The sequence below is a fragment of the Streptomyces sp. NPDC004327 genome (assembly GCF_042873935.1).
Taxonomy (GTDB): domain Bacteria; phylum Actinomycetota; class Actinomycetes; order Streptomycetales; family Streptomycetaceae; genus Streptomyces.
Genome location: NZ_JBIAME010000007.1, coordinates 367,738 through 393,565, shown reverse-complemented (window position 1 = coordinate 393,565; position 25,828 = coordinate 367,738). Strand labels below are relative to the sequence as shown.

27 protein-coding genes and 5 pseudogenes are annotated in these 25,828 nt (G+C 68.9%); 16 read left to right on the top strand and 16 right to left on the bottom strand.

Features of this window, described 5'->3' with window-relative positions; translation table 11 throughout:
• Positions 1 to 18 precede the first annotated feature (18 nt).
• Positions 19 to 1,071, top strand: coding sequence for a polyprenyl synthetase family protein (locus tag ACFYU9_RS25590; protein WP_389346138.1), 1,053 nt, complete (start codon positions 19 to 21; stop codon positions 1,069 to 1,071).
• A gap of 241 nt (positions 1,072 to 1,312) precedes the next feature.
• Here the strand turns inward: ACFYU9_RS25590 and ACFYU9_RS25585 are convergent, their stop codons facing one another.
• Positions 1,313 to 1,465 carry an Lrp/AsnC ligand binding domain-containing protein gene (locus ACFYU9_RS25585; protein WP_389346137.1) on the bottom strand — a complete coding sequence of 51 codons (153 nt, stop codon included), beginning with the start codon at positions 1,463 to 1,465 and terminating at the stop codon, positions 1,313 to 1,315.
• 13 nt (positions 1,466 to 1,478) lie between these two features.
• On the opposite strand from ACFYU9_RS25585, the pseudogene ACFYU9_RS25580 reads away from it, so the two are divergent.
• The 3 genes and pseudogenes from ACFYU9_RS25580 (at position 1,479) to ACFYU9_RS25570 (ending at position 3,613) form a co-directional block, all read left to right on the top strand.
• Positions 1,479 to 2,269, top strand: a pseudogene (locus tag ACFYU9_RS25580) (thioesterase family protein).
• 118 nt (positions 2,270 to 2,387) lie between these two features.
• The gene (locus tag ACFYU9_RS25575; protein WP_389346136.1) at positions 2,388 to 2,783 is read left to right on the top strand and encodes a VOC family protein; all 396 of its coding nucleotides are present in this window, start codon (positions 2,388 to 2,390) and stop codon (positions 2,781 to 2,783) included.
• Between the two features lie 212 nt (positions 2,784 to 2,995).
• The gene (locus ACFYU9_RS25570) at positions 2,996 to 3,613 is read left to right on the top strand and encodes a hypothetical protein (protein ID WP_389346134.1); all 618 of its coding nucleotides are present in this window, start codon (positions 2,996 to 2,998) and stop codon (positions 3,611 to 3,613) included.
• Between the two features lie 165 nt (positions 3,614 to 3,778).
• Here ACFYU9_RS25570 and ACFYU9_RS25565 read toward each other — a convergent pair whose 3' ends face one another.
• Entirely contained in the window at positions 3,779 to 4,753 is a 975-nt protein-coding gene (locus ACFYU9_RS25565; protein ID WP_389346133.1) for a helix-turn-helix transcriptional regulator, read from the bottom strand.
• A gap of 80 nt (positions 4,754 to 4,833) precedes the next feature.
• Between ACFYU9_RS25565 and ACFYU9_RS25560 the strand changes: the two genes are divergently transcribed.
• The 3 genes from ACFYU9_RS25560 (at position 4,834) to ACFYU9_RS25550 (ending at position 7,311) form a co-directional block, all read left to right on the top strand.
• Positions 4,834 to 5,568: an alpha/beta fold hydrolase gene (locus ACFYU9_RS25560; protein WP_389346131.1), complete on the top strand. Its 735-nt coding sequence runs from the start codon at positions 4,834 to 4,836 to the stop codon at positions 5,566 to 5,568.
• A gap of 104 nt (positions 5,569 to 5,672) precedes the next feature.
• Positions 5,673 to 6,671: a winged helix DNA-binding domain-containing protein gene (locus ACFYU9_RS25555; RefSeq protein ID WP_389346130.1), complete on the top strand. Its 999-nt coding sequence runs from the start codon at positions 5,673 to 5,675 to the stop codon at positions 6,669 to 6,671.
• 289 nt (positions 6,672 to 6,960) lie between these two features.
• Positions 6,961 to 7,311 carry a hypothetical protein gene (locus ACFYU9_RS25550; protein WP_389346129.1) on the top strand — a complete coding sequence of 117 codons (351 nt, stop codon included), beginning with the start codon at positions 6,961 to 6,963 and terminating at the stop codon, positions 7,309 to 7,311.
• 168 nt (positions 7,312 to 7,479) lie between these two features.
• Here the strand turns inward: ACFYU9_RS25550 and ACFYU9_RS25545 are convergent, their stop codons facing one another.
• From ACFYU9_RS25545 to ACFYU9_RS25535, 3 genes are all read right to left on the bottom strand, one after another.
• Complete coding sequence (locus ACFYU9_RS25545) at positions 7,480 to 8,199, bottom strand: hypothetical protein (protein ID WP_389346128.1); 720 nt, start codon at positions 8,197 to 8,199, stop codon at positions 7,480 to 7,482.
• A gap of 989 nt (positions 8,200 to 9,188) precedes the next feature.
• Entirely contained in the window at positions 9,189 to 10,463 is a 1,275-nt protein-coding gene (locus ACFYU9_RS25540) for an MFS transporter (protein ID WP_389346127.1), read from the bottom strand.
• A gap of 107 nt (positions 10,464 to 10,570) precedes the next feature.
• Positions 10,571 to 10,996: a carboxymuconolactone decarboxylase family protein gene (locus ACFYU9_RS25535; RefSeq protein WP_389346240.1), complete on the bottom strand. Its 426-nt coding sequence runs from the start codon at positions 10,994 to 10,996 to the stop codon at positions 10,571 to 10,573.
• A gap of 73 nt (positions 10,997 to 11,069) precedes the next feature.
• Here ACFYU9_RS25535 and ACFYU9_RS25530 point away from each other — a divergent pair, with 73 nt between their 5' ends.
• Entirely contained in the window at positions 11,070 to 12,515 is a 1,446-nt protein-coding gene (locus ACFYU9_RS25530; RefSeq protein ID WP_389346126.1) for a PLP-dependent aminotransferase family protein, read from the top strand.
• A 133-nt stretch (positions 12,516 to 12,648) separates the two neighbouring features.
• On the opposite strand, the gene ACFYU9_RS25525 is transcribed toward ACFYU9_RS25530, so the two are convergent.
• Positions 12,649 to 13,383 carry a GNAT family N-acetyltransferase gene (locus ACFYU9_RS25525; RefSeq protein ID WP_389346125.1) on the bottom strand — a complete coding sequence of 245 codons (735 nt, stop codon included), beginning with the start codon at positions 13,381 to 13,383 and terminating at the stop codon, positions 12,649 to 12,651.
• 166 nt (positions 13,384 to 13,549) lie between these two features.
• Between ACFYU9_RS25525 and ACFYU9_RS25520 the strand changes: the two genes are divergently transcribed.
• Positions 13,550 to 14,533, top strand: coding sequence for a GNAT family N-acetyltransferase (locus ACFYU9_RS25520; protein WP_389346124.1), 984 nt, complete (start codon positions 13,550 to 13,552; stop codon positions 14,531 to 14,533).
• 128 nt (positions 14,534 to 14,661) lie between these two features.
• Here the strand turns inward: ACFYU9_RS25520 and ACFYU9_RS25515 are convergent.
• Both ACFYU9_RS25515 and ACFYU9_RS25510 read right to left on the bottom strand, forming a co-directional pair.
• A pseudogene (locus ACFYU9_RS25515) lies at positions 14,662 to 15,018 on the bottom strand (hypothetical protein); the annotation flags it as partial.
• Between the two features lie 17 nt (positions 15,019 to 15,035).
• On the bottom strand, positions 15,036 to 16,262 hold the full coding sequence (locus tag ACFYU9_RS25510) for an RNA-guided endonuclease InsQ/TnpB family protein (protein WP_389346123.1): 1,227 nt from the start codon (positions 16,260 to 16,262) through the stop codon (positions 15,036 to 15,038).
• Between the two features lie 25 nt (positions 16,263 to 16,287).
• Here ACFYU9_RS25510 and tnpA point away from each other — a divergent pair, with 25 nt between their 5' ends.
• Positions 16,288 to 16,719, top strand: coding sequence for an IS200/IS605 family transposase (gene tnpA / locus ACFYU9_RS25505; protein ID WP_389346122.1), 432 nt, complete (start codon positions 16,288 to 16,290; stop codon positions 16,717 to 16,719).
• Between the two features lie 93 nt (positions 16,720 to 16,812).
• On the opposite strand, the gene ACFYU9_RS25500 is transcribed toward tnpA, so the two are convergent.
• Both ACFYU9_RS25500 and ACFYU9_RS25495 read right to left on the bottom strand, forming a co-directional pair.
• A complete protein-coding gene (locus tag ACFYU9_RS25500; protein ID WP_389346246.1) occupies positions 16,813 to 16,944 on the bottom strand; it encodes a hypothetical protein in 132 nt (43 codons plus the stop codon).
• Positions 16,941 to 17,429 carry a GNAT family N-acetyltransferase gene (locus ACFYU9_RS25495; RefSeq protein ID WP_389346121.1) on the bottom strand — a complete coding sequence of 163 codons (489 nt, stop codon included), beginning with the start codon at positions 17,427 to 17,429 and terminating at the stop codon, positions 16,941 to 16,943. The genes ACFYU9_RS25500 and ACFYU9_RS25495 overlap by 4 nt, the downstream gene beginning before the upstream one ends.
• A 225-nt stretch (positions 17,430 to 17,654) precedes the next feature.
• Between ACFYU9_RS25495 and ACFYU9_RS25490 the strand changes: the two are divergent.
• Positions 17,655 to 17,738, top strand: a pseudogene (locus ACFYU9_RS25490) (AAA family ATPase); the annotation flags it as partial.
• Between the two features lie 29 nt (positions 17,739 to 17,767).
• On the opposite strand, the gene ACFYU9_RS25485 reads toward ACFYU9_RS25490, so the two are convergent.
• A complete protein-coding gene (locus ACFYU9_RS25485) occupies positions 17,768 to 18,058 on the bottom strand; it encodes a hypothetical protein (RefSeq protein ID WP_389212085.1) in 291 nt (96 codons plus the stop codon).
• Positions 18,059 to 18,363: 305 nt separating this feature from the next.
• On the opposite strand from ACFYU9_RS25485, the pseudogene ACFYU9_RS25480 reads away from it, so the two are divergent.
• Positions 18,364 to 18,548, top strand: a pseudogene (locus ACFYU9_RS25480) (transposase family protein); the annotation flags it as partial.
• A 69-nt stretch (positions 18,549 to 18,617) separates the two neighbouring features.
• On the opposite strand, the gene ACFYU9_RS25475 reads toward ACFYU9_RS25480, so the two are convergent.
• The 3 genes from ACFYU9_RS25475 to ACFYU9_RS25465 form a co-directional block, all read right to left on the bottom strand.
• Entirely contained in the window at positions 18,618 to 19,187 is a 570-nt protein-coding gene (locus tag ACFYU9_RS25475; protein WP_389346119.1) for an SMI1/KNR4 family protein, read from the bottom strand.
• A gap of 164 nt (positions 19,188 to 19,351) precedes the next feature.
• Positions 19,352 to 19,828: a hypothetical protein gene (locus tag ACFYU9_RS25470; protein ID WP_389346118.1), complete on the bottom strand. Its 477-nt coding sequence runs from the start codon at positions 19,826 to 19,828 to the stop codon at positions 19,352 to 19,354.
• 73 nt (positions 19,829 to 19,901) lie between these two features.
• Positions 19,902 to 20,426: a hypothetical protein gene (locus ACFYU9_RS25465; RefSeq protein ID WP_389346117.1), complete on the bottom strand. Its 525-nt coding sequence runs from the start codon at positions 20,424 to 20,426 to the stop codon at positions 19,902 to 19,904.
• Positions 20,427 to 20,642: 216 nt separating this feature from the next.
• On the opposite strand from ACFYU9_RS25465, the gene ACFYU9_RS25460 reads away from it, so the two are divergent.
• From ACFYU9_RS25460 to ACFYU9_RS25450, 3 genes and pseudogenes are all read left to right on the top strand, one after another.
• A complete protein-coding gene (locus tag ACFYU9_RS25460; protein ID WP_389346116.1) occupies positions 20,643 to 21,548 on the top strand; it encodes an aminoglycoside phosphotransferase family protein in 906 nt (301 codons plus the stop codon).
• 499 nt (positions 21,549 to 22,047) lie between these two features.
• Positions 22,048 to 22,203: a hypothetical protein gene (locus ACFYU9_RS25455; protein ID WP_389346245.1), complete on the top strand. Its 156-nt coding sequence runs from the start codon at positions 22,048 to 22,050 to the stop codon at positions 22,201 to 22,203.
• Position 22,204: 1 nt separating this feature from the next.
• Positions 22,205 to 22,642 (top strand): annotated as a pseudogene (locus tag ACFYU9_RS25450) (transposase); the annotation flags it as partial.
• Here the strand turns inward: ACFYU9_RS25450 and ACFYU9_RS25445 are convergent.
• Together ACFYU9_RS25445 and ACFYU9_RS25440 are read right to left on the bottom strand one after the other, a co-directional pair.
• Positions 22,540 to 23,025: an SMI1/KNR4 family protein gene (locus ACFYU9_RS25445; protein WP_389346239.1), complete on the bottom strand. Its 486-nt coding sequence runs from the start codon at positions 23,023 to 23,025 to the stop codon at positions 22,540 to 22,542. The pseudogene ACFYU9_RS25450 and the gene ACFYU9_RS25445 sit on opposite strands and share 103 nt — an antisense overlap.
• 308 nt (positions 23,026 to 23,333) lie before the next feature.
• On the bottom strand, positions 23,334 to 23,939 hold the full coding sequence (locus ACFYU9_RS25440) for a TetR/AcrR family transcriptional regulator (RefSeq protein ID WP_389212074.1): 606 nt from the start codon (positions 23,937 to 23,939) through the stop codon (positions 23,334 to 23,336).
• A gap of 335 nt (positions 23,940 to 24,274) precedes the next feature.
• Here ACFYU9_RS25440 and ACFYU9_RS25435 point away from each other — a divergent pair, with 335 nt between their 5' ends.
• Complete coding sequence (locus ACFYU9_RS25435) at positions 24,275 to 25,552, top strand: ABC transporter permease (protein ID WP_389346115.1); 1,278 nt, start codon at positions 24,275 to 24,277, stop codon at positions 25,550 to 25,552.
• The last annotated feature ends 276 nt before the right edge of the window (positions 25,553 to 25,828 follow it).

Below are 25,828 nucleotides of genomic sequence, written 5' to 3'. Positions count from 1 at the left end.
CCCGCCGGCGCGGCGCTGATGAGCCCGCCCCGCCCTCACCATCCCTCGCCGTCCGCCGTCCTGGACCGTTGCCGTGCGCTGGTCCGGCCGGCGCTGGTGGAGGCGGTGGGAAGTTTGCATCCCTGGACCGGTGAGATGGCCGCGTACGCCCTGGGCTGGGCCGACGCGTCAGGTACGCCGGACCCGGGCGGTTCCGAGGGCAAGGGCGTGCGGCAAGCCCTGGCCGTGCTCGGAGCGGAGTCCGTCGGGGCCGACGGCGCCGGCGGCATCCCGGGAGCCGTGGCCGTCGAGCTCGTCCACACCTTCTCTCTGCTGCACGACGACATCATGGACGCCGACGCACTGCGCCGGCAGCGCCCGGCGGTGTGGAAGGCGTACGGGACGGGCCCGGCCGTTCTCGCGGGCGACGCGCTCCTGGCCCAGGCCGTGTCGACCCTGGCCGAGGCCCGGAGCCGGCATGCGGGAGCCGCGGTCCGCTGCCTCTGCCGGACCCTGAACACGCTGGTGACCGGCCAGGCGCAGGACCTGCGCTTCGAGGACCGCCCGTGGTGCGGGCCCGGGGCGGTGGGCCCGGACGAGTACCGTGCGATGGCCGACCAGAAAACGGGCGCCCTGCTGGGCTGCGCGCTCGCGCTCGGCGCGGTCCTGGGCGGCGCCCCCGACCACACCGTGACCGCGCTCGAACGAGCCGGACGTCATCTAGGCCTCGCCTTCCAGGCGGTGGACGACATCCTCGGCATCTGGGGCGACCCGGCCGTCACCGGCAAGCCCGTCCACGCGGACCTGCGACGGGGCAAGAAGACCTACCCGATCCTCACGGCACTGGCCGGCGGAAACGACGCCGCACGCGAACTCTCCGCGCTCCTCGCGACCACCGGGCGGATGGACGATGACGAGGCCGCGCACGTCGCGGCGCTGGTGGAGAAGGCCGGTGGCCGGTCCGCGACCCGCGACGAGGCGCGCCGCCAATTGGACACCGCCCGGCGCACCCTGCGCGACACACCGCTCGCGCCCACGGCCGTACGGCAACTGGACGCGCTGTTCGCGCACTTGCTCGCCCGTACCTGGTGACTCGCGGCCTGCGGGGAGGGGCGCCGCGAGGAGCGGCGCCGCTCTGTGCCCCGGCCACACGATGACCGAGTGGCGTCACCACCAGCGGTAGTGACGCCACTCCGGGCGCGATCGGCACTCCGCCGGCCGGAGGCGAGGGGTTGTGTCCGCCGATTGTCCGGAAGTACGTCCGAAGGCCCCGGCCCGCTGCCATCCCCTCATCGGCATATTGCATCCCGGCCATCCCGACCATCTCGGCTGTTCACGCGCCGACGGACTTGATGGCCTTCATCGTGATGTGGGAGGTGAAGCGCAGGACGCCGGGCAGTCCGCTCAGCTTGCCGGTCAGGAAGGCCTCGCAGGCGGCGTGGTCGGCGACGGCGGCGCGGATGAAGTAGTCGGGGCGGCCGTACATGCGTCGGAATTCGATGACCTCCTCGTACGAGGCGACCGTCTCCTCGAACTCCTACCGCTACAAGCCGACTCCGCACGCCGGCGGAGCGTGGGACCCCGACGAGATGCACGTCAGCCCGCTCGCCGGCCTGGTCGTCCACGCTCTCGACCGCCACCTGGCCGGCCGGCCGGGCAGTCGCCTCGCCGTGTCCAGGATCAGCTTCGACATCCTGGGACGTCTGGCCCTCGACGAGTGCGAGATCCGTATCGAGACCATACGGCCCGGCCGCACCATCGAGCTGATCGAGGCCGTTGTCCTCATCTCCGACCGGCCCGTAGTGCGCGCCCGGGCCTGGCTGCTCGCGTCCGCGGACACCACGGCCGTCGCCGGAGGCACGGCCGACCCGCTCGCGCCGCCCGAGGTGCTCGACTCCTGGCCGATGAGCACGGTGTGGCCGGGCGGTTACATCGCCTCGCTCGACGTGCGCCCGGTCGCGCCGCGGAGCCGGGCCGTGCGACCGCGTGGATCACGACCGACCTGGACCTGGTCGCGGGCGAGGAGGTCAGCCTGCTCGCCTCGTACGTCGCACTGGTCGACACCGCCAACGGCATCGCCGCACGCCAGCCGCCCACCGCCTGGATGTTCCCCAACGTCGACCTGACCATCCACCTCCACCGCCAGCCCCGAGGACGCTGGACCGGCCTCGACACCACCGTCGTCTTCGGGCCCACGGCCCACGGAGTCACCAGCACCGTCCTCCACGACACGGCCGGCCCCATCGGCCACGCCCAGCAGATCCTCACCATCCGCCCCCAGCCCTCGTGATGGGGCCAGGCTGCTTTCTCGGAGTCCAGTCCGGCTGATATCCGTGGTCAAAAAGATCTCGGATCTGTCGAGCGAGCGACTTACGCTGAGCACCGTCCGTACGATCTGGGAGAAGTGCATGACAAGCAGGTTCACCGAGTTGACCGTTGACTGCCACGATCCGGAGAGGCTCGCGGCCTTCTGGTGCGAGGTCCTGGACTTCAAGGTGATCGACCGGAGCGAGGGCAAGGTGGAGATCGGCTCCTGGGTCCCCACCGTCGAGGATGTCCGGGCCCGCCAGATGCCGCCCACGCTGATGTTCATCCGTGTACCCGAGGGCAAGACCGTCAAGAACCGGCTTCATCTCGATGTCAGCCCGATCGACGGCAGCACCGAGGACGAGGTGACCAGACTGCTCGGTCTCGGCGCCACGAGGGCGGACGTGGGCCAGGGTCCGGACCGGAACTGGGTGGTCATGGCCGACCCCGAGGGCAATGAGTTCGACGTCCTGCGCACCCTGGCACCGCAGGGGTAGGCCGCTTCCTTCGGATTACATGCCGTCGGTACTGCTCCCATCCGTTGACACCGGACTACGGTCACCGCTGCGGTCCGCGCTTTGACCGTAAGGCCGCGTCCGGGCACTGTTTCTCACCCCCCAGAACCTCCTGACCAGGCAGCTCACGTATGCGCAGGTCATCGATCCTGCGCGGACGAAACCAATTTGACGGCGTCGGCAGAATGCCTGGCATGGGCACAGACATAAGCGGCTTCCTCGAATATCGGGTCCTGCAAGACGATCAGGAGCCGACCTGGTGCGGCGCGCACGACCTCAGCTCCCTCAACGATGTCCGTAACTACGACGCGTTCGGTTGTCTCTTCGGGGTCCGCAACTACGCGAACTTCCGTCCCTTGGCCGCAGGCAGGGGGTTTCCCGCCGACGCCTCGGCCGCCGTGAGTGCGCAATTCGCCCAGTTGACCGAGTGGTACGGCGAAGACGGCTTTCAGGGCACCACGTGGATCACGTGGGCCGAGGTGAAGGCCGTCGACTGGGACGAGCCCGCAGAGAAGCCCGACGGCCGGCTTCACGAATACCGCCAGACGCCGAGCGGGCTCAGGATGACGGGCAAGGCCGCCTGGAGTCCCGCATTCGCCGATGCTGTCGGTCTCAAAGGCGGCGAGGTTCGGGAGTGGCCCGAAGGAAGTGAGTGGCTCGTCGGGGACACGCTCTACAAATCGGTCACCATCCGCCGCAGAGATGCCGTCACCGAAACCGGCGAGTGGCAACCCGTCTGGGAATCCATGAAAGAACTCGCAGAGCAGCACGGTGACGACAACGTGCGCCTCGTCGTGTGGTTCGACGACTGAGCAGGCCACTGGCACCGCGCGTCGCCGCTGGACGTGCCTTCCGGATCATCTCGCCGAGATGAACATGGGGGCGGATAAATGCGTACACCTCGTCCCGGCGGCCGGAATGGCCCGCAGCAGGTCGCGCTGATCACGGTGAGGACTCTGCCGCAGTAAATCCGGCATCTACTGCGGTAGTTCTTCCGGCTTGCGCTGGGCCGCTGCAGTGAGCTGGGCGGCCAGATTCTTGAGCGCCTGCCGCAGTTCGTCGGGATGGTGGATGGTGAAGGGCCACTCCAGGGAGGCGAGCATGTGGGCCATGCCGTCCAGCCGTTCTGCCCGTGCGTGCATGAGAACGCCGGTGGGCTGGGCGGTGAGGGTCACCGCTGAGCGAGGCAGCCGGCGGGCGATCTCGTCGAGGGGGCCATGGATCGTCACCTCGACCTGCCAGCGGTAGGGCGCCTGAGCGAGGGTCGAGGTCAGGTGGGCGACGGGGTCGAAGCCGTCGGGTGCGGTGAAGGTGTCGGCTCTGGGGGTGACGGAGGTGATGCGGTCGATGCGGAAGGTGCGCAAGCTGTCGCGGAGGTGGTCGTGGCCGACGACGTACCAGCGGCCGGTGTGGAAGACCACGCCGTAGGGGTCGATGTCGCGTTCGGTGTGTTCCTGGCGCCAGGACTGATGGTGGATGCCGACGGTCGTGCGGGCGCGGGAGGCCTGGGCCAGGGCCAGCAGGACGCCGGTTCCGGGTGCCTGACCGATCACGGTGTTGGCGGTGAACGACAGGGTCTCCCGCATGGCGGCGAGGGGTTCGCGCAGGGCGTGCGGAAGCACCCGTTCGATCTTGGCCAGGGCACCGGCACTGGCCGGTGCGGCGGTGCCCATGCCCAGACGTTCTGCCGCGAGCAGGCCGAGGACGACGGCGAGAGCCTCGTCATTGGTGAGGACCAGGGGTGGCATGCGGTAGCCGCGGGCCAGCCGGTAGCCGCCGTGGCGGCCGCGTTCGGCCTCCACGGGGATGCCCAGTTCCCGCAGGTGCGCGGTGTACCGGCGCACCGTGCGCACGTCGGTGTCCAGCCGGTCGGCCAGCTCCGTCCCGGTGAGCCGGGCGTTGGACTGGAGGAGTTCCAGCAGGGTCAGCACACGGGTCAGGGGATGCGACATGGATCACTCGGCATTTCAGGGCGGATTCTGTCCTGTATCGACTTTACGCTCCCTGCAGCACCTCACTTCAGGGAGATCACATGGCCACCTTCGTACTCGTTCCCGGCGCCTGGCTCGGGGCATGGGCCTGGGAAGACACCGCCCGAGCTCTGCAGGAGCGCGGCCACACGGCGCTGCCGCTGACACTGACCGGCCTGGCCGAGCACGCAGACCGGGGCGGCCCTCAAACGGATCTGGACACGCACATCGCGGACATCGCGGGATTCGTCGAAAAGCACGATCTGCGTGACGTCACGCTGGTCGCCCACAGCTACGCGGCTGCACCGGTCACCGGGGCCGCCGGACGTCTCGGCGACCGGCTGGAGCGCGTGATCTACGTGGACAGCGCGCCGTTCGCCGCAGGCATGTGCATGCTCGACCTCATGCCACCGCAGGCAGTGGACCAGCTGCGCCGGCAGGTCGACGCTTCCGGCGAGGGGTGGCGGCTACCGATGCCGCCGTTCGAGGTCCTGGGCTTGTCCAGCAGCCTCGACGGGCTCGATGAGGGCCGGCAGAACGTGCTGCGCACGCGTGCCACCCCTCAGCCGTTCGGCACTTACACCCAGCGTCTCGCCGGCCCGGCCGAGCCCGGTCCCGGTGTGGACCGTGTCCTGATCGCCTGTCGTGACTTCACGGGGCTGCTGGACGCCGGAGTGCCGATGCTGGCCTACCTGAACCAGCCGCCGTGGCGGCGCTTCGACCTGCCCACCGGGCACTGGCCGATGCTGTCCGCGCCCGCCGAACTCGCCCGCGTCCTCGACAAGGCCGTCTCCTGACCGCGCCGGCCGAGAGGCACAGCCCGACGCCCGACCACGAGAGCATCCGCAGGCTCCGGGCCTGTGCGCAGGCCCTGGCCGGCGGAGCACGCGAGGCCTCTGCCGTGACGGTCGTCCGACGGGTCTTCGCCATCCAGGCCCAGGACGCCACGGCCGCCGACCTGGGCATCCGGGTACGCGGCCGGGACATCACCGCCCAAGCCATCCGCAGGGCATACGAGAAAGAGCGGAGTATCGTCCGCAACTGGTACATGCGCGGCACCCTGCACACCATCCCCAGCGACGAGGCCCGCTGGGTGTTGCAGTTGCTGTCCCCGCGGATCCTTGCCGCAACCAGCCGCCGCTACCAGCAACTGGGCCTGGGCGATGATCTGCGCCGGCGCGCCGACCGTCTCATCCGGCGTGCTCTTGCCGCGCACGGCCCACTCACCCGGGCCGAGCTGACCGAGCGCCTCACCACCCTCGGTATCCCGCCGGACGGGCAGGCGCCGTTCCACCTGATCCGCCACGCAGCACTCACCGGCATCCTCTGCCATGGTCCGCAGCGCGCCGGTGAGGGCACGTATGTCCTGCTCGACGACTGGCTGCCCTCCACCGGGCGCTTGCGGTGGGAAGGCGACGATGCTCTCGCCGAGCTGGCCCGCCGATACCTGGCCGCGCACGCCCCCGCCACCTTGGAGGACTTCGCCGCCTGGTCCGGACTGCCGATCACCTGGGCCCGCAGGGCCTGGAAAATGCTGGCGGAATCCGGCGCGATCACCGAGTACGGTGCATTGACCATGCTCGCCGGGCGGGTGAAAGAACTCCCACGCCCCTCTGACACCCCGGACGTTCGCATGCTGCCCGCCTACGACAACTACCTGATCGGCTACCGCAACCGCGAGGCGTCCGTCCCCGCTCTCCACCAGGCCCGCGTCTGGCCAGGAGGCGGCCTCATCCGCCCCACCGTCATCGCCGACGGCCTGGCCATCGCCACCTGGACCCGTGGCCCCGGCACGCGCTCCATCCAGGTGGATGCGTTCGAACCTGTCCCGCCTCAGATCGAGCATGGCATCGACATGGAAAGGGAGGCCGTCGTCGGCTTTCTGCGGCCCACCACATAGCCGATCCGCATGCCGATCCAACAAGGGCGGCCGCATAGGCGAGAAGGTTGGGTCAAGCGGCCTGACCCAGGCCGGCGGCGATCAGGCCCTGCTCACGGAGCGGGGTGAAGTCGACGACAGGCTTCGGGTCGTACGCTTCCGGCTGGATGCCGAAGCTGAGCCGAATGGGTGACGGGCGACGAGCGCTCAGGGCTTCAAGAGCATCCCGTTGCCCCGTGGGTGCGCATCTCGGTCACACCCCTGTCCGTCCGTCACATCAAGTACCGGCTGAACTCGGTAGGTTGACTGCATGCCTTCTGCACTCATTGTTGGATACGACCCGCAAGCGATCCCTGGCGTCGACGGAGAGGCTCTTCGTGCGGCGCTCGATGCGGAGCTGGCCCGGTTCGGTGAGCACGGCATCGACGCGGCCATGACCCTGATCGAGTTCGGCGAATCGGCCGAGGCCGCCCTCGTCGCATCGTTGACCAAGCAGCCGTGGGACGTCGTGGTCGTCGGCGCCGGGATCCGCAAGACCGACCAGTTGCTTCCCCTCTTCGAACAGATCGTGAACCTGGTCCACCGCCATGCGCCCCAGGCGGCCATTGCGTTCAACACCAGCGGCGGGGACAGCGTCGAAGCGGCACAGCGGTGGCTCTGAATCCCGGCTGCCCCAGCACGTCCTGAGTCGTAGTCGGATCGCGGCGCCGGATGACAGCCACCAGCCCTGCCATCCGGCGCCGGTTGTCGGCCGCGCAGCCGAGCTGCGCCTCGATCCGCCCGTGGCTCGGTTGCCGGCTGGTGGCCAGTTAGGTCCATCCATCGCCGCTCACATGACAGGGCGATTGGAGGACTCGTACTCGTCCGCAATGCTGAAGACGCTGGCACAGCGCGGGCATTCCGCCCGGCCGAAGAGATGAACGATTCCTACGGCGAGGAAGGCCTGCCCGTCACGGACGGCAGTCGCATGCATCCATCTACCGATGTCATTGAGATCCTCGGGGGACGCCGGCCCCAGGTCTCGTCGGTCGACATCGCCGAGGTGCCAGTCCCTGATCGCCGAATAGCGGCCGTAATCGCCGATCGCGATCGTCACCTCCACTGCACAGTGCGGGCAGGCGATCAGGTAGACGTCGTCCGAGAAGTCCCCCACCACCGCGCTCCAGTGGTACTGCTCCTCGACCGCAAGCAAGGCAAGGAAGGTCGTGAGGTAGTCGGCCGGCCGCGAGCACAGGTGCCGATCCAGCGTCTGGCGGAGTTCCGCGATGGCGTCGGCACAGGCCGCGAACAGATCATCACAGCCGTGCTCCCCAGCCGCACATCGCATGATCGCCCCGGCCAGCCCACGCGCCCGGTCGCTCCGCGACGCGAGACGTACCAGGCGTGGCAGTGCGGCAAAACTGGCAGGGAACACCAGCTCACCTTCAAGGACCAAGCGGTAAGACAGCTCGCCCCATGCTTCGGCGTCTTCGTCGTGCTCGACCCGGTCCAGGAGTTCAGGGACGCGATGAACGCCCCCATGGCAGTCGTACATCTGTCCCCAGTTCACCACGCGAGCATTCAACCGCTCCGAGGCAGACGGGGACGACTCCCCCGCCATGAAGCACGATCCACCGGGCAGCTCCAGAGCATGGATCGGAAGTGGATCTTGAGTGTTGGGTGACCACATTCATGGCTCGGGGCGATCTCGCGTCCGACCAGAGGGAGTCCGCGCGGACAAGGCGTACGCCTCTCGCAGAAGCCGTGCCTATCTGCGCCGCCGCGGCATCCGTTGCACCGGCCCCGGAGCCGTTCTGATCGCGGGCATCAACGAATGGCTGTGGCCGGAGTCTTCAAGACTCATAAGGGCCGCCCCGGAAGTACATACTGCTGTGCGCTCGGGGACGGTCACCGCGCCCGTGCGCGGCATCGGAGCGGTCGGCTGGTGCCGTCCGTTCGGCCAGCGCTCGCAACGTCTCCAGGCCGGCCAACACCTCCGCACGATTGTCCGACGCCTTCATCCACGCCGGCAGTCGAGCGAACATCGACATCGTCGGCCTTACGCCGCCACGCTCTCGCAATCGCGCCCCGACATAGGCGGACAGCTCGTCGATGTGCTCCTCGTTGTAGGCCCACAAGATATGACCGGCGCAACGGGTCTGCAGCCACAGAGGCCGCTGGAAGAACGGATCCTCACTACCACCCAGCACCGCCCCGACCAGCCCAGCCCCCCGCACCTCAGGTTTCCAGTCGGCTACGGCACCGCACCCTCCACAAGCCAGACGACGCGGCTGGAACAGGAGCTCGCTGAAGTAACTGGGATCAGAAAGGCCAGGCCGCGGGATCACAAGGGCGCGGCCCTCGCATCGCGGGCAGACCACAAGCATCCGACCCGCGAACCGAGCCAACCAGCCCCCTGAGTCATAGTGACGAGCGAGATCAGTGCGCGACTCGGAATCCATGACAGACACCATCGCAGGACCGCAATGCGAGCCTCTACCGGATTCTCGAGCCACCGGCTGGCCAGCAGGCTTACCACTGCTCATACCGAGCTCACACTCAAGGGACGCGTACTCCGTCACCCCGGCCGACGGCGCCGTTCTCGGCATGCGCCTCGTTCTCTTCGCCCTCGGCGGCCGCTGGCCGCTTGCTGCGGACCGTGCCGAGTACGAGCGTCGCGAGGAGGGCGAGGCCGCCACCGATCCAGAGCACGCTGGTCGTCGCGATGTGGTCGACGGCAAGGCCGCCGAAGAGGGCGCCGAGTGCGATGGAGAGGTTGAACATCGACACGTACAGGGACGAGGCCGCCTCGGTCGTGTCGGGGGCGGCGTTGAGGATCCAGGTCTGGAAGGTGACGGGGACGGCTCCGTAGCCCAGGCCCCAGAGGAGGAGGATGGCGCCGGCGGTGACGGTGTTGGGGTCGGTCGCGGCGAGCAGGGTCATGGCGCCGCTGAGGGTGATGCTGATGCCGAGCACGGTGGGGCGGAGCCGTTTGGCGATCAGGGCGCCGGCGATGAAGTTGCCGCAGATGCCGGCAATTCCGAAGGTCAGCAGCAGCGCGCTGATCATGTTGTGGTCGATGCCGTCGCCCAGGAGGACGGGGCGAACGAAGGTGTAGGCGACGAAGTGTCCGGTGATGACCAGGAAGGTCATGGCGATGCCGGCCCGGACGGCGGTGTTCGAGCGGAACACCTTGGGCAGGTCGGCGAAGGTGATGGTCTGTTCGGGTGCGACCTTCGGCATCAGGAGGACCATGCAGGCCAGTGAGATCAGGCCGAGGACGCCGACGGCCGCGAAGGCGGTGCGCCAGCCGCTGAAGTCGCCCAGCAGGGTGCCGGTGGGCACGCCGAGGACGGAGGCGGTCTCCACTCCGCCGAAGATCACGGCTGTGGCGCGGCCGACGTGCCGCTCGGGAACCAGGCGCAGGGCGATACCGCCCGCGAGGGACCAGAAGCCGCCCACGCTGATGCCGATGAGGAAGCGGGCCACGAGAACGACGGTGAAACTGGTCGCGAAGGCGGAGGCCAGGTTCGCAGCGCCGACGATGCCGATGAGGACGGCCAGGACGAGGCGGCGGTCGAGTCTGCCGGTGGCCACGGTGACCAGTGATGCCGCGACGGCGGCGACGAGGCCGGGGACGGTCACCATCAGCCCCGCGGTGCCTTCGGAGACGTCCAGCGCGGTGCCGATCGGGGTGAGGAGGCCGACGGGGAGGAGCTCGGAGGTCATGAGGGCGAAGATGCCGAGGGTCACGGCGAGGACGGCGAGCCATCCCTTGACGGCGGAGCGGCCGGTGTCCGCGGGGGCGGGCGGCGAGGGGTCGATCGTGGTCACGGCGGGAACCCTTTGATCACATGTACGTTCGAGTCGAGGATGTGGAGCGGGCGGCGACCGCACATGGGGCGGCCGCCGCCCGTGGGCTGATCGGATCAGGCGGCCTGCTACGGGGTGCCGGGCGTCTTGCGCGTGGTGACGTTCATCCGGTTCCACGCGTTGACGGTGAAGATCAGCGCGATGAGCTGGGCCAGCTCCTTCTCCTCGAAGTGCTCCTCGGCCTCCGCGTAGGCATCGTCACTCACTCCCGCCGGCAGCAGGGTGACCGCCTCCGTCAGGGCGAGCGCCGCGCGCTCCTTGGCGGTGTAGAGACTGGACTCCTCCCAGGCGCTGAGCTGGTAGATGCGCTCCTCGCTCTCGCCGGCCTTGCGGGCGTCGGCGGTGTGGTAGTCGATGCAGTAGGCGCACTTGTTGATCTGGGAGGCACGGATCTGGACGAGTTCGAGAAGGACCGGGTCGAGGCCCTCTCGGGCGGCGGCGTCGAGGGCGAGGACGGCCTTGAAGACCTTCGGGGCGACCTGGGAGAAGTTCATGCGCTGGGGAACCTGGAACGTTGTCATGTCTCGACCCTAGGAGCGGAAACGCCCCCCGGTATGGTGCATTTCCATGAACAATTCTTGGGTCAATTCCTCGCAGGCATCGACGACGGACACCACCGCGGAGGGCGGTGCAGATCTTCACCTCGTGCTGCGGGGCCCAGGCGGCGTCCGCGCTCAACTCATGCGCGCCTTACGGGATGCCATCGGTTCCGGTCGCCTCGCACCCGGCACCCGGCTGCCTCCGTACCGGACCCTCGCCACCGATCTCGGAATCGCCCGCAACACCGTCGGCGACGCGTACGCGGAGCTCGTCGAGGAGGGATGGCTGACCGCCCGGCAGGGTTCGGGAACGCATGTCGCACCGCGAGCCGAACCGCTGGGAACGGGCCCGCTGCGCGCGCCGGTCCGCACGACGCTGCGACGGCCGGCCTACGACCTGATGCCCAGTTCCCCCGACGCCTCCGCGTTCCCCCGCACCGCCTGGATGACGTCCGCCCGCCGCGCCATGGCCGCCGCGCCCCACGACGCCTTCGGCGTCGGCGATCCACGAGGCCGCCTCGAACTGCGGCAGGCGCTCACCGAGTACCTGGCACGAGCCCGCGGCGTGCGCACCGCGCCCGAACGGATCGTCATCTGCGCCGGCTTCGCCCACGGCCTGCGGCTGCTGTGCTCCTTGCTGCGCGGCACGATCGCCGTGGAGGCGTACGGACTGGGGTTCCACCGGGACGTCGCCACCGAGACCGGTCTGCGCACCCTGCCGCTGACCGTGGACGGACAGGGTGCGCGGATCGAGGAGCTGCCGGCCACGCGGGCTGGAGCCGTTCTGCTCACTCCGGCCCATCAGTTCCCCACGGGCGGGCCTCTGCACCACGAACGGCGCGCGGCCGTCGTCAACTGGGCCCGATCCACCGGCGGGCTGGTCGTCGAGGACGACTACGACGGCGAGTTCCGATACGACCGCGAGCCCGTCGGCGCCGTCCAAGGACTCGATCCGGAGCGCGTCGTCTACCTCGGTTCCGTCAGCAAGAGCCTCTCCCCCGCCATGCGCCTGGGATGGATGGTGCTGCCCGGATGGCTCGTCGACGACGTGATCGCCGCCAAGGGGACGCGGGAGATGTGGTCCGGGGTGGTCGAACAGCTCACGCTCGCCGACTTCATCGCCTGCGGGTCCTACGACCGCCAGCTGCGCCGGATGCGCCGGATCTACCGGCGCCGCCGGGACCAGCTGGCTGCCACGCTGGCCCAGCGGGCCCCGCACGTCCGGGTGAGCGGGGTGGCGGCGGGACTGCACGCCGTCCTCGAACTCCCGCCCGGCACCGAGCAGGCCGCCCTGCGCGCCGCCCGTCGCCAGGGCCTCGCGCTCGAAGGCCTGGCTGCCTACCGCCACCCGGACAGCACGATGGCCGACCACGACGGCCTGGTCATCGGCTTCGGCACGCCGCCCGAGCACGCGTTCGCCAACGCACTCGAAGCCCTGTGCCTGGCTCTGCCGGATGGGCCTGCCGACAGGTGACGGGGGCGTACGCCTGAGGGCTGTGCCGTATGAGGGCGAGAGCTGGCTTTTTGCCTGACGGGACGGTCGGCGGTGGCGTCGGGGAGGGTGAGCTGGTGGCCGTCGCACCGAGCGGCGTGCGCCCTGGCTGTCCCTACACGAGCTTGTCCTGGTCGAGACGGACACTCAGCTGGGTCCCCAACTCCCGAAAGCCAAGCGCGGCTGCGACCCTGCGGGATTCCACCGGCCGAGCCCGCCACTGGGGCATCAGATTCGCAGCCAGTGCGTGCGCCACCGCCGCGGAAGCTACCTGTCGGGCCAGTCCGCGGCCCCGGTGACGCGGGGCTGTCAGCACGCTGATGTGCGCGGTCGAGGCCGGCCACGTCCGGTATCCGGCCGCGGCTATCACGTCGGCTCCCTCGCGGACGACGAACGCAGGAGAGGTGATCTCCTCCATCCCGCTCTCATCCGCATCCTGCTGCCCTGCTGATCTCACCAGCCCATGGAGCTCTTGATGCCCAGGAGCCGACTCCTCGATGGCCGCACCGGTCGCCGCGGGGCGGAAGCCTTCCGAGGACACGTACCCCAAGGTGGCGGGGCCGAGTACCTCGGCAACGGGCAGGACCGTCTGGATCACGTCGGCCGCGGTGAGAGAGTCCGTGGGTACGTTGGCCATCGCATACCTCAACGCTCGCGCGGCGGCCCCCGTGGGTGCGGTGACGATCGCCGCGTCGCCCAGCACGACGATGCCTGCCCAGGACGGTGGACAGAGCCCCGACTCGGGCGAGACGACCACCGTCGCGCCGCCGGACGGCGCAAACGAGACGGGCGCAGCGGCCAGCGTCTCCCACAGGCCGCGGGCACGGGCCAGCAACGGATCAGCGCTCATGCCCTGATCCTGCCACCCCAAGATCGCCGGGCGCTCGGGTAAATCGGCCGGCTTGCGTGACCGGCGTCGTACAGTCCCGCCCCTGAGTCGCGATACCGGATTCGGCCGCCGGCTTGGGCCAGGTGGGCTGGTGGCGCGGAGCGACGGAGTTCGAGAACATCCGGTCATGTCGGATGACACGCCAGGACAGGACCTCCCAGCCGGCTTCGGGTTCCGGCCGTATCGGGGCGACGAGGACCACGGCCCCATGGCCGCGGTGCGGCTGGGATGTGTCGAACGGGACCGGGTCGACGCCCGTTCGGTTGTGGAAGGGCTCCCGACAGCGGCCGAGATCGCCGAGGCCTCTGCCAAGCTGGACGACCCGTCCAAGAACCAGGTCCTGGTGGTACTCGACGGGAGCGTCGTCGGCTACTCGGCGATCCGATGGTGGCAGGAGCGGGACGGTACGTGGCTTTACCTGCACCGCGGATACCTCTTGCCCGAGCATCGCGACCAGGGCATCGGGTCAGCCATGCTGAGCTGGGCAGAAGAGCGGATCCGCCAGCTGGTCGAAGACCATGGCACGGTGCGGACGGCAGTGATCGGCGCGAATGCCATGGTCTCCGAGCAGGACGCCACGGAGCTTCTGCTCGCAGCCGGCTACCGACGTGTCTTCAGTCTGGTCGAGCTGGAGCTGAGCGATCTGCAGCAGTTGCCCGAGCCGGGCAGCGAACTCCCGGCCGGAATACGGACGGGGCCGATCGGGACCAGCCACTACCGTGCGGCCTGGAGGACGGTCGTCGATTCGTACGCGGATACCGGTTTCACTCAGAAATGGTCCTTCCAGGACTTTGTCGACACCGCCGACCCGGCATGCTGGAGGGCTGCGTGGAACGGGCAGGACATGCTCGGCGTGGCCCTCTGCTCCATCCGCGGTCACGACCCCACCGTGGGCGAGGTGCAAGAGCTGAGCGTCCGAACGGACCAGCGGCGCCTCGGAATCGGCCGGATCCTGCTGCTGGAAGGGCTGCGAAGCCTTCGCGAGCAGGGTGCAACGACGGCCAGGCTGTACACGGGCACGGCAAATCCGCACCGATCCTACGATCTTTACGAGAGCGTGGGGTTCCGGAGGCAGAACGAGCATGTTCGTTACCGCAAGCCGCTCGCCTGATCGACCGGTCATTGGACTGTCCGGTCGGTCGACAGAATTTGACGATTCCTCACGGCCGTTCGAGGTCTCCAACGAGCCGTTTGCCAACTGGGCCAAGTAGCCGCACCAAGCTCTGGGCGCCCCGAAAGTCAGGAGTCCAGGTGGGCCGGGGAGTCCGGGTGGGGCCGCATCAATAGCAGGTCCTCGCCCCAGGCGTCCAGCACCGCCGCGTGACCGGCAGCCCGGGCAGCCGCCTCCACCCAGGCGAAGAGCCGTTGCTGCGAGGCCACTTCGCCAGTCGCGGTGATCCGGGCGACTGCGTCCAGCAGGGCGTCGCTCTCCCAGCCGGGCAGCGGGAACCGCTCCAGCTCCCAGGCCAGGTACTTGTTGTAGGGGCGCGGTCGGCGGTCCAGGGCGAAGAGCAGGTCGAGCAGGAATCCGATGCTGGCGGCCGCGTCGAGGTGGCCGGCGAGCGGGTTGCCGTCGCGGTGGTTCTTGACGGAGCGTTGACATCCTCGCCCCCCTAAAGGAGGGCGATTCCCGTCTGTCGCGCCGTTGTCGGACGCGGCTGCGAGTGGGTTCCTGCTTCATCGCGCTGTGCGGGGACGAGTCCCCGTCTTACCTGCGCTCCACGGGCTGACACGGCCAGTCCGGCCGCCTTCGCGACGTTGACCGCCGCGTTGATGTCTCGGTCCAGGACGGCCCCGCACTCCTTGCACTCCCATACACGGACGTGCAGGGGCTTGGGGCCGTCCTTGACGCCGCAGGCCGAGCAGACCTGCGAGGTCGGCTCAAACCGGCCGATGCGCACGAAGGTGCGTCCGTACCTGCTGGCCTTGTACTCCAGCATGGTCACGAACTGCGACCATCCGGCGTCGTGCACGGACTTGGCAAGGCGCGTGCGGGCGAGTCCCTTGACCGCCAGGTCTTCCACCGCGATGGCTTGGTTTTCGCGGATCAGCTTGGTGGAGAGCTGGTGGTGAAACTCGCGCCGTGCGTCGGCGACTCGTGCATGTACACGGGCGACTTTGACGCGGGCCCTGGTCCGGTTGGCGCTGCCCTTGTCCTTGCGGGACAGGGCGCGCTGAGCCTTCTTGAGGTGCTTCTCAGCCCGGCGTAGGAAGCGCGGGCTGTCGACCTTCCGGCCGTCGGAGAGGACCGCGAAGTGCCCCAGTCCGAGGTCTATGCCGACCTCGGGCGTGGTGGTGGGCAAGACCTCTTCCGGGCCGGTCTCCAGCACGAACGAGGCGAAGTAACGACCTGCGGAGTCCTTGATCACGGTCACGGTGGTGGGAGTGGACGGCAGGGTGCGCGACCATCTCACGCTCACGTCGCCGGCCTTGGGAAGCCGCAGCTTCCCTCCAGGAGTGATCTTCCATCCGGCGTTCGCGGTGAACCGGATCGCCTGCCGGGTGTCCCGCTTCGACTTGAAACGGGGCGGTCCCATCTTGGGCCGCTTGCCCTTGAGGCCATCGAAGAAGTTCCGGTACGCGGTGTCCAGGTCCCGAAGGGACTGCTGGAGAATCACCGACGACACCTCACCGAGCCACGCCCGCTCCGGCGTCTTCTTCGACGCCGTGAGCCGCTTGGACAGTTCGCCGGAGGTGACGAACGCCAGCCCGGCCGCACGGGCGTCCTCGCGGACGCGAAGCGCGTCGTTGAAGACCACCCGAGCGCACCCGAACGCCCTGGCCAGCGCCGAGCGCTGAGGACCGTTCGGGTACAAGCGGAACCCGTACCTGAGCTGCACAGCGATCACCATACATACGTGGTTCATGTCACCACGCTGGAACCCGAATCCCGATGTGCGCACCGGCCGTCACGTCGTCTCCAACCTGCACGTTCACTTGGTTTTCGTCACGAAGTACCGACGCAAGGCCATGACCGACGCCATGCTGACGCGCTGCGAGGAGATCATGCGGGAGGTGTGCGGCGACTTCGAGGCCGAGCTGAAGCAGTTCAACGGCGAAGAAGATCACATACACCTGCTCGTGCATTACCCGCCGAAGGTCCAGCTCTCCAAGCTGGTCAACTCCCTCAAAGGCGTCTCCGCCCGGCTCCCGCGCAAGGAGTACGACGCGCATGTGCGCCGGTACCTGTGGGGCGGTCGCTTCTGGTCCGGCTCCTACTTCGCCGGAAGCTGCGGCGGGGCGCCCCTGACCGTCGTGAAGCAGTACATCGAGAATCAGAAGCGCCCCGTAGGCTGAGCTGAACACTGCGGACCCGTGCCCACGGCGCAGGTCAGAGCAGTTCTGAGATGGCCCTCACCCCCGGCGTAAACGCCGGAGCACTGGCCAAGATCAAAGGTAGAGGTCGTGGTCGGAGTGACGGGTGGTCATGCCGCCGTGGGCCCGGGAGCCCTTGAGGACGAGCCCGACGACGGCCGGGTCGGCCGACGCACCGGCGACGAACGCCTTGAAATCCATTGTCACGCCAGGTCCTTGCGCATCAGAGTGCACATCGTCTCGTACCGCTGGAGCGAGCCGTCCTCGGCCTCCACGTCCCAGGAGTCGAGCTCGCGGCCGAAGGCCCGGTAGCCCAGGCGTTCGTAGAGGCCGCGGGCGCGCGGGTTGCTCTCCTCGACGCCGAGTTCGGCGCGGGTCAGGCCCCGGGCGCTGATCCGCTGCTCGGCGGAGCGGATCAGCAGCGTGCCGATCCCACAGGACTGCAGGGCCGGGTGGACGCCGAGTTGCCAGAGCGTGCCGGCGCCGGGCTTGACCGTGTAGTCGATGCCGCCGACCGCCACCGGGAGCCCGACCGGCGTGCAGACTGCCAGGTAGTCGATCTCGCCCGCCTCGGCACGGCGGATCTGGTGGACGAGCTCGCGCACGTGCTTGGGTGAGCCGGCCCAGGTGCAGGCCGGCAGGTCCGCGTCGGTGAGGCCGCGCACCGATAGGTGCAGCCTGATCTCGGTCATCGCCGCGTCCCTTCGACTCCAACAGAGGCTGTTTCCCATTTCAGCAAGCTGGCCCCTGTGCCGTCCAAGGGGTTTCGGACCTACCCCGACGTCCGCCGGTGATGCCCGTGGGCGGGGCACCAGCCCGATTCAACCGTCGGGTTGGGTCAGGTAGGCCGGGGCGCGTTGTGCTCTGCACGACGAGGGGGCCGGGGTGCTGCCGAAGTCCAAGGTCGATCTGTACGCGGCGACATCATCGAGACCGGCACCGACTCCTACCGCCTCGCCACCACCCGAGCCCACGCCGAACAACAGCTGGCCACGAGCTGACCTGGACGCATGAGGGCTCGTGAGCATCCTCAGTGCTCGCGGATCCTTGACCACCACCAGCCGCCCACCGTGAAGGCGTTCACCGGCCCAGGGTTCGGCAGGGTGCGACGCTCGAACTCATCGTCGATACGGGCAATCAGCCGGCCGAGATCGCGCCGGGCACCGCCAGGGAGGTGAAGCATGACCTCTTCCAGATCATCGCGGGCATACTCCACCTCCAGTCCGGGCTGCCATACCTGGGATGCGTTCAGATAACGGCCGGGTTGCCTGAACGCCCACTCGAAACGGGCGAGCGCGTCAACAACTGCGCCAGGCCACATCCGCTCATCCTCGACGCGGCGGACAGCTGCACGAGTCCTCGCGGAAACGCCCCGGATCCGCCGAACTACAACGTGTCTGCGAGGCCGCCACCGCTCAGCACGGACGGCCTTCGGGCGCCTACGCGGCATCGCCCTTTCTGATCAACATGCCGTCATCCTGCCACGAACACAGCCAGCTCCGCACGCACGATCGAGCCCCGCCACCCGGGGGTGCTCTTACTTCTCACCAACATTCACACGCTCTCCGGGCACTGCGTGATGCCGAAATCCGCTGACAAGTGCTCTCGCGTGGAACCTACGCAGCCAGGCTCCCGAACCGGGACCTCACCACGACCCAACGATCGTTCAACCGGGGCCTGTCGGCAGCAAACGGGCACCGGTCGAACGAAGCATCGCAAGGCTGAAGTCCTGGAAGATCTTCCGTCGGGCCTGCTGCAGCCCCAACCGCATGACCGTCATCGCCGCAGCCATCACCCTGGAACGTCAACGCTGGTGTATCTCATTGCCCTTCCAGGGGGAGGACGGATTGGCAATGGTCATCATCCAGTCGGGAACCGTCTCACGACCAGACAAGCCGACCTTCGGTGAACCGACAGACGGGGGAGCTTCCACCGGCGATCCTCGTCAGCGTCTCCGCCACAGAGTCGAAATACTGAGCCATCGATTCGTACTCGCCCGTGACCGTGGGGCCACCCACAAACCAGCTGCCGACGCGCCCGTCCCGTACATCAATGAACTTTCCACTCCAGCCGTCCTGGTCCGACAGGAACGGGATCCACTCGTTACGCCAGAACGGGTAGTCCGGCTGGTCCGGAGGGTCGAATCCGCAGGACGTGGAGCGGTTCGCGTAGAGCCTCTCCATCGCCCGGATGCCCAGAAAGAAGCTCCCCTCGTCGGGGAACCCATCGAAGCCGCAACACATCACGTCGTCGTCGAAATCTTCCTCCGGCAGATCCAGATTGTTCTGCAACAGCCACGTCCGCAGGTCCCCATGCAGGGAGATCCCCATCCGCTCTTCGGCTGCCGCGAGCATCTGCTCCGTAGCGGGCCCCGGCAGATCCGCGTGATCGGCCGGCGCGTGCTCCCGAAGAAGACTCATCACACGCGACCAACTCTCAGCCACACTCATCGCCCTCTGCCCTCTGCCCTCTCTACAGGGATGTCTCCGTCCGACTACGCCACTGCGGAGGTTGAGAAGTACAGGCCGGAGAACCTTGCAGGGATGGTACTTCGAGCGTGCGTTCCATCCCTCCCCACGATCGTCGTCCGCCCGGAAGCGCAGGGTCGGGCCCCTCAGCGAACTGCCCGCCCGCGACTCCTCACAGACAACCCACCGTGCCGGCGGGCCCAGCCGAGGAGATTCCAGCACTCAAGCGAGGACCACGGCGTCACCCCTAATTGGCGATGTACGACTTCACGCCCCTGATCTCGATCTTGAACCGCCAGTTGCTGTTCGCCTTCTGGATGCGTGCCCACGACGCGCTGCAGCGTGTGGAATTCCGGAGCTGGGACCTCCGGACCGCCGCCCGCCGGCCTGATCCGCGCGAGCACGGTGGCGCCGGAACCGCACCCTTCCTGCTGGGGGTTCTTCCCGGTGCAGGCGTTCCCCTTGCACGCGGCGGGTGCCGCAGCCGGGATTTCTTTACGTCCGTGGTGTGTCGTCGGCGCCGACACGCGCGAGCTGGTCACAAGGGCCGCTGAAACGGGCAGCACGGCGCCGTCGGCGGCGGTGATGCCGGCGCCGTAGAACGAGGCCGCGGTCAGGGACATGGACAGTGACGATGTCGAGGTGGCGGCGAGAAGTGACACTCCGCGATCGCGACTGTCTTTCCGACCTCTTTCGTCAGAAGCCCGGCCCGACGCTGGGATGTGAGACCAAGACACGGGCCGCAATCTGCAGTTGCGCTTCCCATGCCGCCTCGTCGAGCCCCAGCGTGTACTCGATGCAGCACGCGCATGACGGGAGGAGCGCCACGAATGCTCGCTCCTCAGCGGTCTCGACTTCCATCTCCGACCACTCGTCCGATGCCAGGTCGGCAAGATCCGCCTCTCCTGCGATGAATCGCGCGGCCAGCCTTCGCAGCGCGTACCGGAGGGCCAGGGTGCGATCGGGCAGGATGATTCCCAACTCTTCAAGGGCCTGCTCGAATGCGCCACGGATGTGCCGGGGGTCCGCATGGCGCGGCAGACCGGCAAGCTCACGGAGGCTCGGCGTGTCCCATCCCTTTGCGAGCGCATGGGCAGCGGCCATCGGCAGATCTTCCGGACACACCTGATCCGCCTGATACAGCCATGCTGCCTGCACCAGGGGCGTATAGGCGCTGGGGGCACGGCTGCCGGCTTCGGATGCGTCGTCTATCGCTGCCACGATTCATACGATGCCAGACACCTGCTGCCCGGTGACATTCCGCTACCGCTCCCCAAGGTCCGCGCCGGAAGCGAGCTTCGACAGCGATTGATCATCAAGCCGGGATCGGTCAGTCGCGGGGTGCTCCTCACTTTCCGTGGCCGCGAAAGGCGGTGGGCCGTGCACTGACCGTGCTCATAGGATGCGCGGAGACTGCATCGACCATCTGCGGGGGGCGTGTTGAGAGAGCTGGTCCGCGTCGCGCCAGAGGTCCGGGACCGGTTCGTCGTTCGGTTCGGCAGTGACGTGCTCGGTTGGTGTGACGGGTTGCCTGGTCTCGTCCATGAGCTCGCCGCTCGTTGGAAGCTGGATCTCGTTGCGGCGGGTGGCGGGGGCACCTCGCGGGTGTTCCGCTGCGTGCGGCGTGACACGGGTGCCTCGGTGTGGCTGAAGCTCACGCCGCAGCCGTTGGTCGCTCGCGAGGAGGCCGAAGCCCTGCGCGCCTGGGCGGATGTGCCGTCGGTCGTCAACGTGCTGGCAGCGGATCTCGCCCGCGGGGCCCTGCTCCTGGAGGATGTGGAACCGGGAGTGCCGGTGCGGCAGGTCGCCTGGGAGGTGCCCGAAGTCGCGGGTCTGCTGCGAGACCTGCGGGTCTCGCCTCTCGTGCCAGGAGAGCATTCAGTACTGCGGCCGCTCTCGCACCGGATCGACTTCCTGTTCGACTTGACGGAGCGCAGGCTGGCGGCGGCCCGCAGGAGCGGTGTCGTTTCCCCAACGGTGCTCGGCCGGGCCCGAGGGGCGGCCCTGGAACTTGCGGGCAGTGGGCCCGTGAGGCTCGTACACGGTGATCTCCACCCGGCCAACGTGCTGTCCGGTCCGGGTGCCCGCATGGTGGCGATCGATCCGAGGCCGGCGTGGGGCGACCCGGACTTCGACACGGTGGACTGGGTGCTGGAAGGAGTTGCAGATCCGGCCACGCTGGAGCGGCGAATCGAGGAGCTCGCGGCGCTGGTTCCCGACATGTCTCCGCGCCGGGTGCTGGGTTGGTGCCGGGCCTTGGCCGCTCTCATCGCGGTCCCCGGAGTGTGTGCGGGGCGGGACGACGCGGAGATCCGGTTCCTGATGGCCCTGGCCGGCGGCTGATCTGCCCGCTGGCTGCGCCCGGAGCGCTGTGCCGTTTCCACTGTGGCTGTCGTCTGCTGCGGGTGCCCGGAGCGGGGTCGGAGGAAGTTGCGTTCGGGGCGCGGAGGAAAGGTTCCGGCGGTTCGTGCCCAGGAAAGGCTTCAGTCGCCCCAGAATGCGGCTCGCTTCACACCTGTCTCCGTGGGGCGCCATGACCACCAAGGCCGAACCGCCTGCCGACTCGCCGCCGGGCCCGCGCCCGCTTCGGCGAGGAGGTGCTGGAGACCGTGTTCCGCCAGGTGGCCGGCCCGCTCGCCACCCCCGGCCACTCCCGGAGCTTCCCCCAGGTCAGGGCAGTGGTCCTCGCCGAGATCGGAACGCACGGAGTCCTCGACGTTCGCCTCGGCGGCTGCCGCGACGGAGAACGCAGCCTCGCCTACCCGCTGGCCGGCTCCACCCCGGCGACCTGGTCATCGGCGACCGCGGCTTCCGGTCGGTCAAGTTCGCTCACGTCATCACCATGGCGGGCGCGGATCTGCTGGTCAGGCTCCAGTCCAACCACCTCGGCACCGCCCAGGCAGGACTTCGGGGCGGCTCGTATCTGTCGATGGCGCGACCGGGCAAGGAGGTCCGGCTCCGCGCCGCCTGGGAGGGCCGAACCCTGCCCAAGCACTGATCTACCGGGTCACCACCTTCGCGAAGGACGACACGGTCGCCTACCTGGAACGACGCTGTTGGACCCCGAGCAGTACCCGGCCGACGAGCTGGTCGCGCGCTACCGGGAACGCTGGGAGATCGAGCTCGCCTTCGACGAGATCAAGAACCACCTCGGCCCCGGCGGGCCGATCAGGTCACGGACACCGGAAGGCGTCCGACAGGAACTGCGGGCCTACCCTCGCCGTCCACCACGCGGCGGCCACCGGGCCCTCGACCCGACCGCGAAGCCGAAAAGCACCCGCCGAGCAGGACGACCGCAGCAGAATGCGTCTGCTCTGCCATCACCCGCTGGCCCCTACTCGGGTAGTGCCAGTACTTCGTCCCAGACGTTGCCGCCGTCTGCCCAGGTCCACAGCCACTGGCGCAGCGATGGCGCCGCATATCGCAGGCCGTCATGAGGATCCTGGCCCCAGGCCGGTTCCCAGCCGTCGGCATCCCAGAGCAGGACCGGGTGATCAACCGCTATCAGCGAGACGTACCACTGCATGGTGCAGCCGCCGCCCGTCAAGAAGAGCCACGACGTCGGTGCCCCCCACTCCGTCCGCTTGGCATGGATGGTCGTTGCGCAATGCCAGTCCGGCAGATGCCCATGCGGAACACGGCGCGGTGTCAGCGACGCAAGGCCGCCTTCCGGCCCGAACCCTCCGTCGCCGACCTCGGTGTAGATGCGGCGGAGCAATCCCGGCAGGGGATACCCGAGGCTGCGTTCAGCAACGTCCACTTCCGCCTCCGTGAGCGGCGGGAACGGCTGATCTGGGAGAGGTCCAGGAGAGGGAGGCACACTCGCCGATCCCCACGCGAGAGCGTGCAGCCTCTCCAGAAGCGCGTCGTCGTCCGCGGTAGTACGGTGCGCAGCATCGGTCACGAGCTGAGACTGTAGTCGCGCCACTCCCTGGTCAGCCCGCCGGGCCAACTGAGACGCCGGTCAGCATGTCCCGGTTGCAACCGCCGAAGGTCGGAGTCGGTCTGCTTTCGGACTGCCTCCGGCCATGCAGCCCTATAGCAACTGCATTGGCATGGACCGGCCCTGACAGCGCAAGGTACGCAGGCTCGACCGCGCCCAGGGCAGCTCATTCCCCGCCGACGGATTCAGGAGGGGCTGTCGGTGGCGCCGTTGATCAGCAGGCTGACGATCTGCTCGGCGAAGCCCTCGGTGACGCCTCGGCGGCGTACGAGGATGCGGAGCCAGAGGGCGCCGGCGAGGGCGTCGACGAGGAGGGCCGGGTCGAAGGACGCGGGGAGTTCGCCGCGGGAGACGGCGCGTACGAAGATCGGCTGATGCCGGCCCAGGCGGTCTTCCAGGAAGGACGAGACGAGGTCGCGCATGGCGGGGTGGCGTACGGCGCCGACGAGGGCGGACTCGACCACCGCGCGCTTGTGTTCGTCCGCGAGCAGGTCCTGGACCCGGGCGCCGAGGGCGGTGAGGTCGCCGGCCAGGGTGCCGGTGTCGGGCAGGTCGAAGGCGAGCAGGCCCGAGTTGAGCAGGGCGTCGCGCAGCAGCTCGGACTTGGACGGCCACCAGCGGTAGATGGTCGTCTTGTTCACGTTCGCCCGCTGGGCGACACCTTCGATCGTCAGCAGGTCGTAACCGTGCTCGGCCAGGAGCTCCAGGCAGGCCGCGAAGATCTCGTCACGGCGGCGGGGGCCGCCGCCTTTGCCGGGTGTCCTGTCTGGTGTCCGCGTGTCGTCCGTCATCGCGGTCCACCGTATCAAGCAAAACGCAACGGTGCGTTGCGGTCTCGGTGATCGACTCCTAATATCGCAACGCACCGTTGCGTTGCACTGTTGCTTCAGGCCCCGTTCGGCTGCCTCTCCGTTCCTCGATGACCCGCGGTCCGGAACCGGGCCGTTGAGGACGAGTCCACGGCAGCGCGACGCACCTGACGGCCGGCCATCCCGTCGGCCGCACGCCAGCCCTGTTCGGACATTCACGAGCGATCGAGGAAAGGTGGTCCCCCATGCGGGCCGCGACAGTTTGGAAACATCCCCTGGCCTGGGTCCTGACCTTGCTCGGGTGCGTGGTCGCCGCCGTGTCCACCTTGAGCTACCTGGGACCCGCGGCCGCTCCCGAGCGGCATCTGCACGACCTCCCCGTGGCGCTGGTGACCGAGGACCGGGGTGCCCACGGGCCGGCGGGCGAGGTGAATTTCGGTGACCGTGTCGCGGGGAAGCTGGCGCAGGCCACTGATCACGGGCGGCTGAGGTGGCAGCGGGTCGCCACGCGCGCGGAGGCCGAACGGCTCCTGGACGACCAGAAGGCGTACGCCGCGCTCGTCGTCCCGGCCGACTTCACCCGCCGCTCGCTGGCCCTGCTCGACGGTCGCGGCCCGGCCGGTCCGCGGCCGTCGCTGGAGATCATCGGCCACACCGGGACCGCCGGCCTGGCCGCCTCCATGTCGGGCAAGGTGCTGCAGACGGCGGCCGCGCAGGTGTCGCGGCAGGTGGGCGGCGCGCTCACGGCACAGGTGTCGAAGCCGGGCAAGGCCTCGGCCGGATCGTCGGCCGGATCCTCCGCCGGGCCGTCCGCCGGGCCGTCCGGCGGCTTCCTGGCGCTGCTGGGCGACCCGGTGGAGGTGAAGGAGAGCGTCCGGAGCACGGGCGGCGCCTCCGGCGGGTCGACCTCGGGGGCCGTACCCCTGTACTTCGCCATCGCGCTGCTCGTGTCCGGGCTGGTGCCGGCGTCGTTGCTGACGATGATGCTGGACTCCCGGCTCGGCTACGTCCCGCTCGAGGTGGGGCCGCGCCGCCGGCAGCTGCCCGCCGTGCGCATCACCAGGACGACGACGTTCCTGGCCAAGTCCCTGCCGGCCGCCGTGATGGGCTTCGCCGCGGGCGCGGTCGTCGCGCTGCTCTGCCTGTGGATAACGGACCTGGACGCGACCCACACCGTGCAGTTCGTGCTGTTCGGCGGCACGGCCTGTGCCTCGGTCACGCTGGTCACGCTGGCGCTGTTCGCCGCCCTCGGCGCCCCCGGCCAGGTGGTCGCGCTCCTGCTGCTGACCCTGGTCGGCATCCCGTTGTCCGGAGCGGCGCTGCCGGTCGAGGCGCTGCCCGCCGCGCTCGACACACTCGGTGGCCTGCTGCCGGCCCGTCACATCGCCGCGGGCGCGCGCAGCCTGCTGTTCTTCCGTAGTGGCGACATCTCGGCCCGGGCGTGGCTGGTGGTGGCCTGTTACGGCCTCGGGGCCCTGGTGATCGGGCTTGGCGTCAGCCGCTGGTACGACCGCAGGGGCTATCACCGTGCGGCCGAGCACGAGTTCCTGCGCCGCCCCGTGGCCGAAACGGAGCCGGTGGCCGTTCCGGCGTAAGGGGTAAGGAGTCGGGAGGCCGACGCCCCGGTACCGGTCCGACCCCCGTGGCCGAACCGGAGCCGGTGGCCGTCCCGGCATGAGGAGCCGGGGGCCGACGTCCCGGTGCCGGTCCCCTGCCGGTCCCGGTGCCGGTCCCCTGCCGGTCCCGGTGCCGGTCCCGGTGCCGGTCCCCTGCCGGTCCCTTCCGACCCGTGCCAGCCCGTGCGCACCCCCGCGCCGCCGTGACGGAAAAGCGGCTCCGGTACGACGTGTTCGCGCGTCGTACCGGAGCCG

What these genes read in the sequence shown, in the direction of transcription:
- ACFYU9_RS25590 (WP_389346138.1), top strand. Translation starts at nt 19, where the DNA reads ATGAGCCCGCCCCGCCCTCACCATCCCTCGCCGTCCGCCGTCCTGGAC.
- ACFYU9_RS25585 (WP_389346137.1), bottom strand. Translation starts at nt 1,465, where the DNA reads ATGTACGGCCGCCCCGACTACTTCATCCGCGCCGCCGTCGCCGACCAC.
- ACFYU9_RS25575 (WP_389346136.1), top strand. Translation starts at nt 2,388, where the DNA reads ATGACAAGCAGGTTCACCGAGTTGACCGTTGACTGCCACGATCCGGAG.
- ACFYU9_RS25570 (WP_389346134.1), top strand. Translation starts at nt 2,996, where the DNA reads ATGGGCACAGACATAAGCGGCTTCCTCGAATATCGGGTCCTGCAAGAC.
- ACFYU9_RS25565 (WP_389346133.1), bottom strand. Translation starts at nt 4,753, where the DNA reads ATGTCGCATCCCCTGACCCGTGTGCTGACCCTGCTGGAACTCCTCCAG.
- ACFYU9_RS25560 (WP_389346131.1), top strand. Translation starts at nt 4,834, where the DNA reads ATGGCCACCTTCGTACTCGTTCCCGGCGCCTGGCTCGGGGCATGGGCC.
- ACFYU9_RS25550 (WP_389346129.1), top strand. Translation starts at nt 6,961, where the DNA reads ATGCCTTCTGCACTCATTGTTGGATACGACCCGCAAGCGATCCCTGGC.
- ACFYU9_RS25535 (WP_389346240.1), bottom strand. Translation starts at nt 10,996, where the DNA reads ATGAACTTCTCCCAGGTCGCCCCGAAGGTCTTCAAGGCCGTCCTCGCC.
- ACFYU9_RS25530 (WP_389346126.1), top strand. Translation starts at nt 11,070, where the DNA reads ATGAACAATTCTTGGGTCAATTCCTCGCAGGCATCGACGACGGACACC.
- ACFYU9_RS25525 (WP_389346125.1), bottom strand. Translation starts at nt 13,383, where the DNA reads ATGAGCGCTGATCCGTTGCTGGCCCGTGCCCGCGGCCTGTGGGAGACG.
- ACFYU9_RS25520 (WP_389346124.1), top strand. Translation starts at nt 13,550, where the DNA reads ATGTCGGATGACACGCCAGGACAGGACCTCCCAGCCGGCTTCGGGTTC.
- tnpA (WP_389346122.1), top strand. Translation starts at nt 16,288, where the DNA reads ATGTCACCACGCTGGAACCCGAATCCCGATGTGCGCACCGGCCGTCAC.
- ACFYU9_RS25495 (WP_389346121.1), bottom strand. Translation starts at nt 17,429, where the DNA reads ATGACCGAGATCAGGCTGCACCTATCGGTGCGCGGCCTCACCGACGCG.
- ACFYU9_RS25485 (WP_389212085.1), bottom strand. Translation starts at nt 18,058, where the DNA reads ATGTGGCCTGGCGCAGTTGTTGACGCGCTCGCCCGTTTCGAGTGGGCG.
- ACFYU9_RS25475 (WP_389346119.1), bottom strand. Translation starts at nt 19,187, where the DNA reads ATGAGTGTGGCTGAGAGTTGGTCGCGTGTGATGAGTCTTCTTCGGGAG.
- ACFYU9_RS25470 (WP_389346118.1), bottom strand. Translation starts at nt 19,828, where the DNA reads ATGTCCCTGACCGCGGCCTCGTTCTACGGCGCCGGCATCACCGCCGCC.
- ACFYU9_RS25455 (WP_389346245.1), top strand. Translation starts at nt 22,048, where the DNA reads ATGGCGGGCGCGGATCTGCTGGTCAGGCTCCAGTCCAACCACCTCGGC.
- ACFYU9_RS25440 (WP_389212074.1), bottom strand. Translation starts at nt 23,939, where the DNA reads ATGACGGACGACACGCGGACACCAGACAGGACACCCGGCAAAGGCGGC.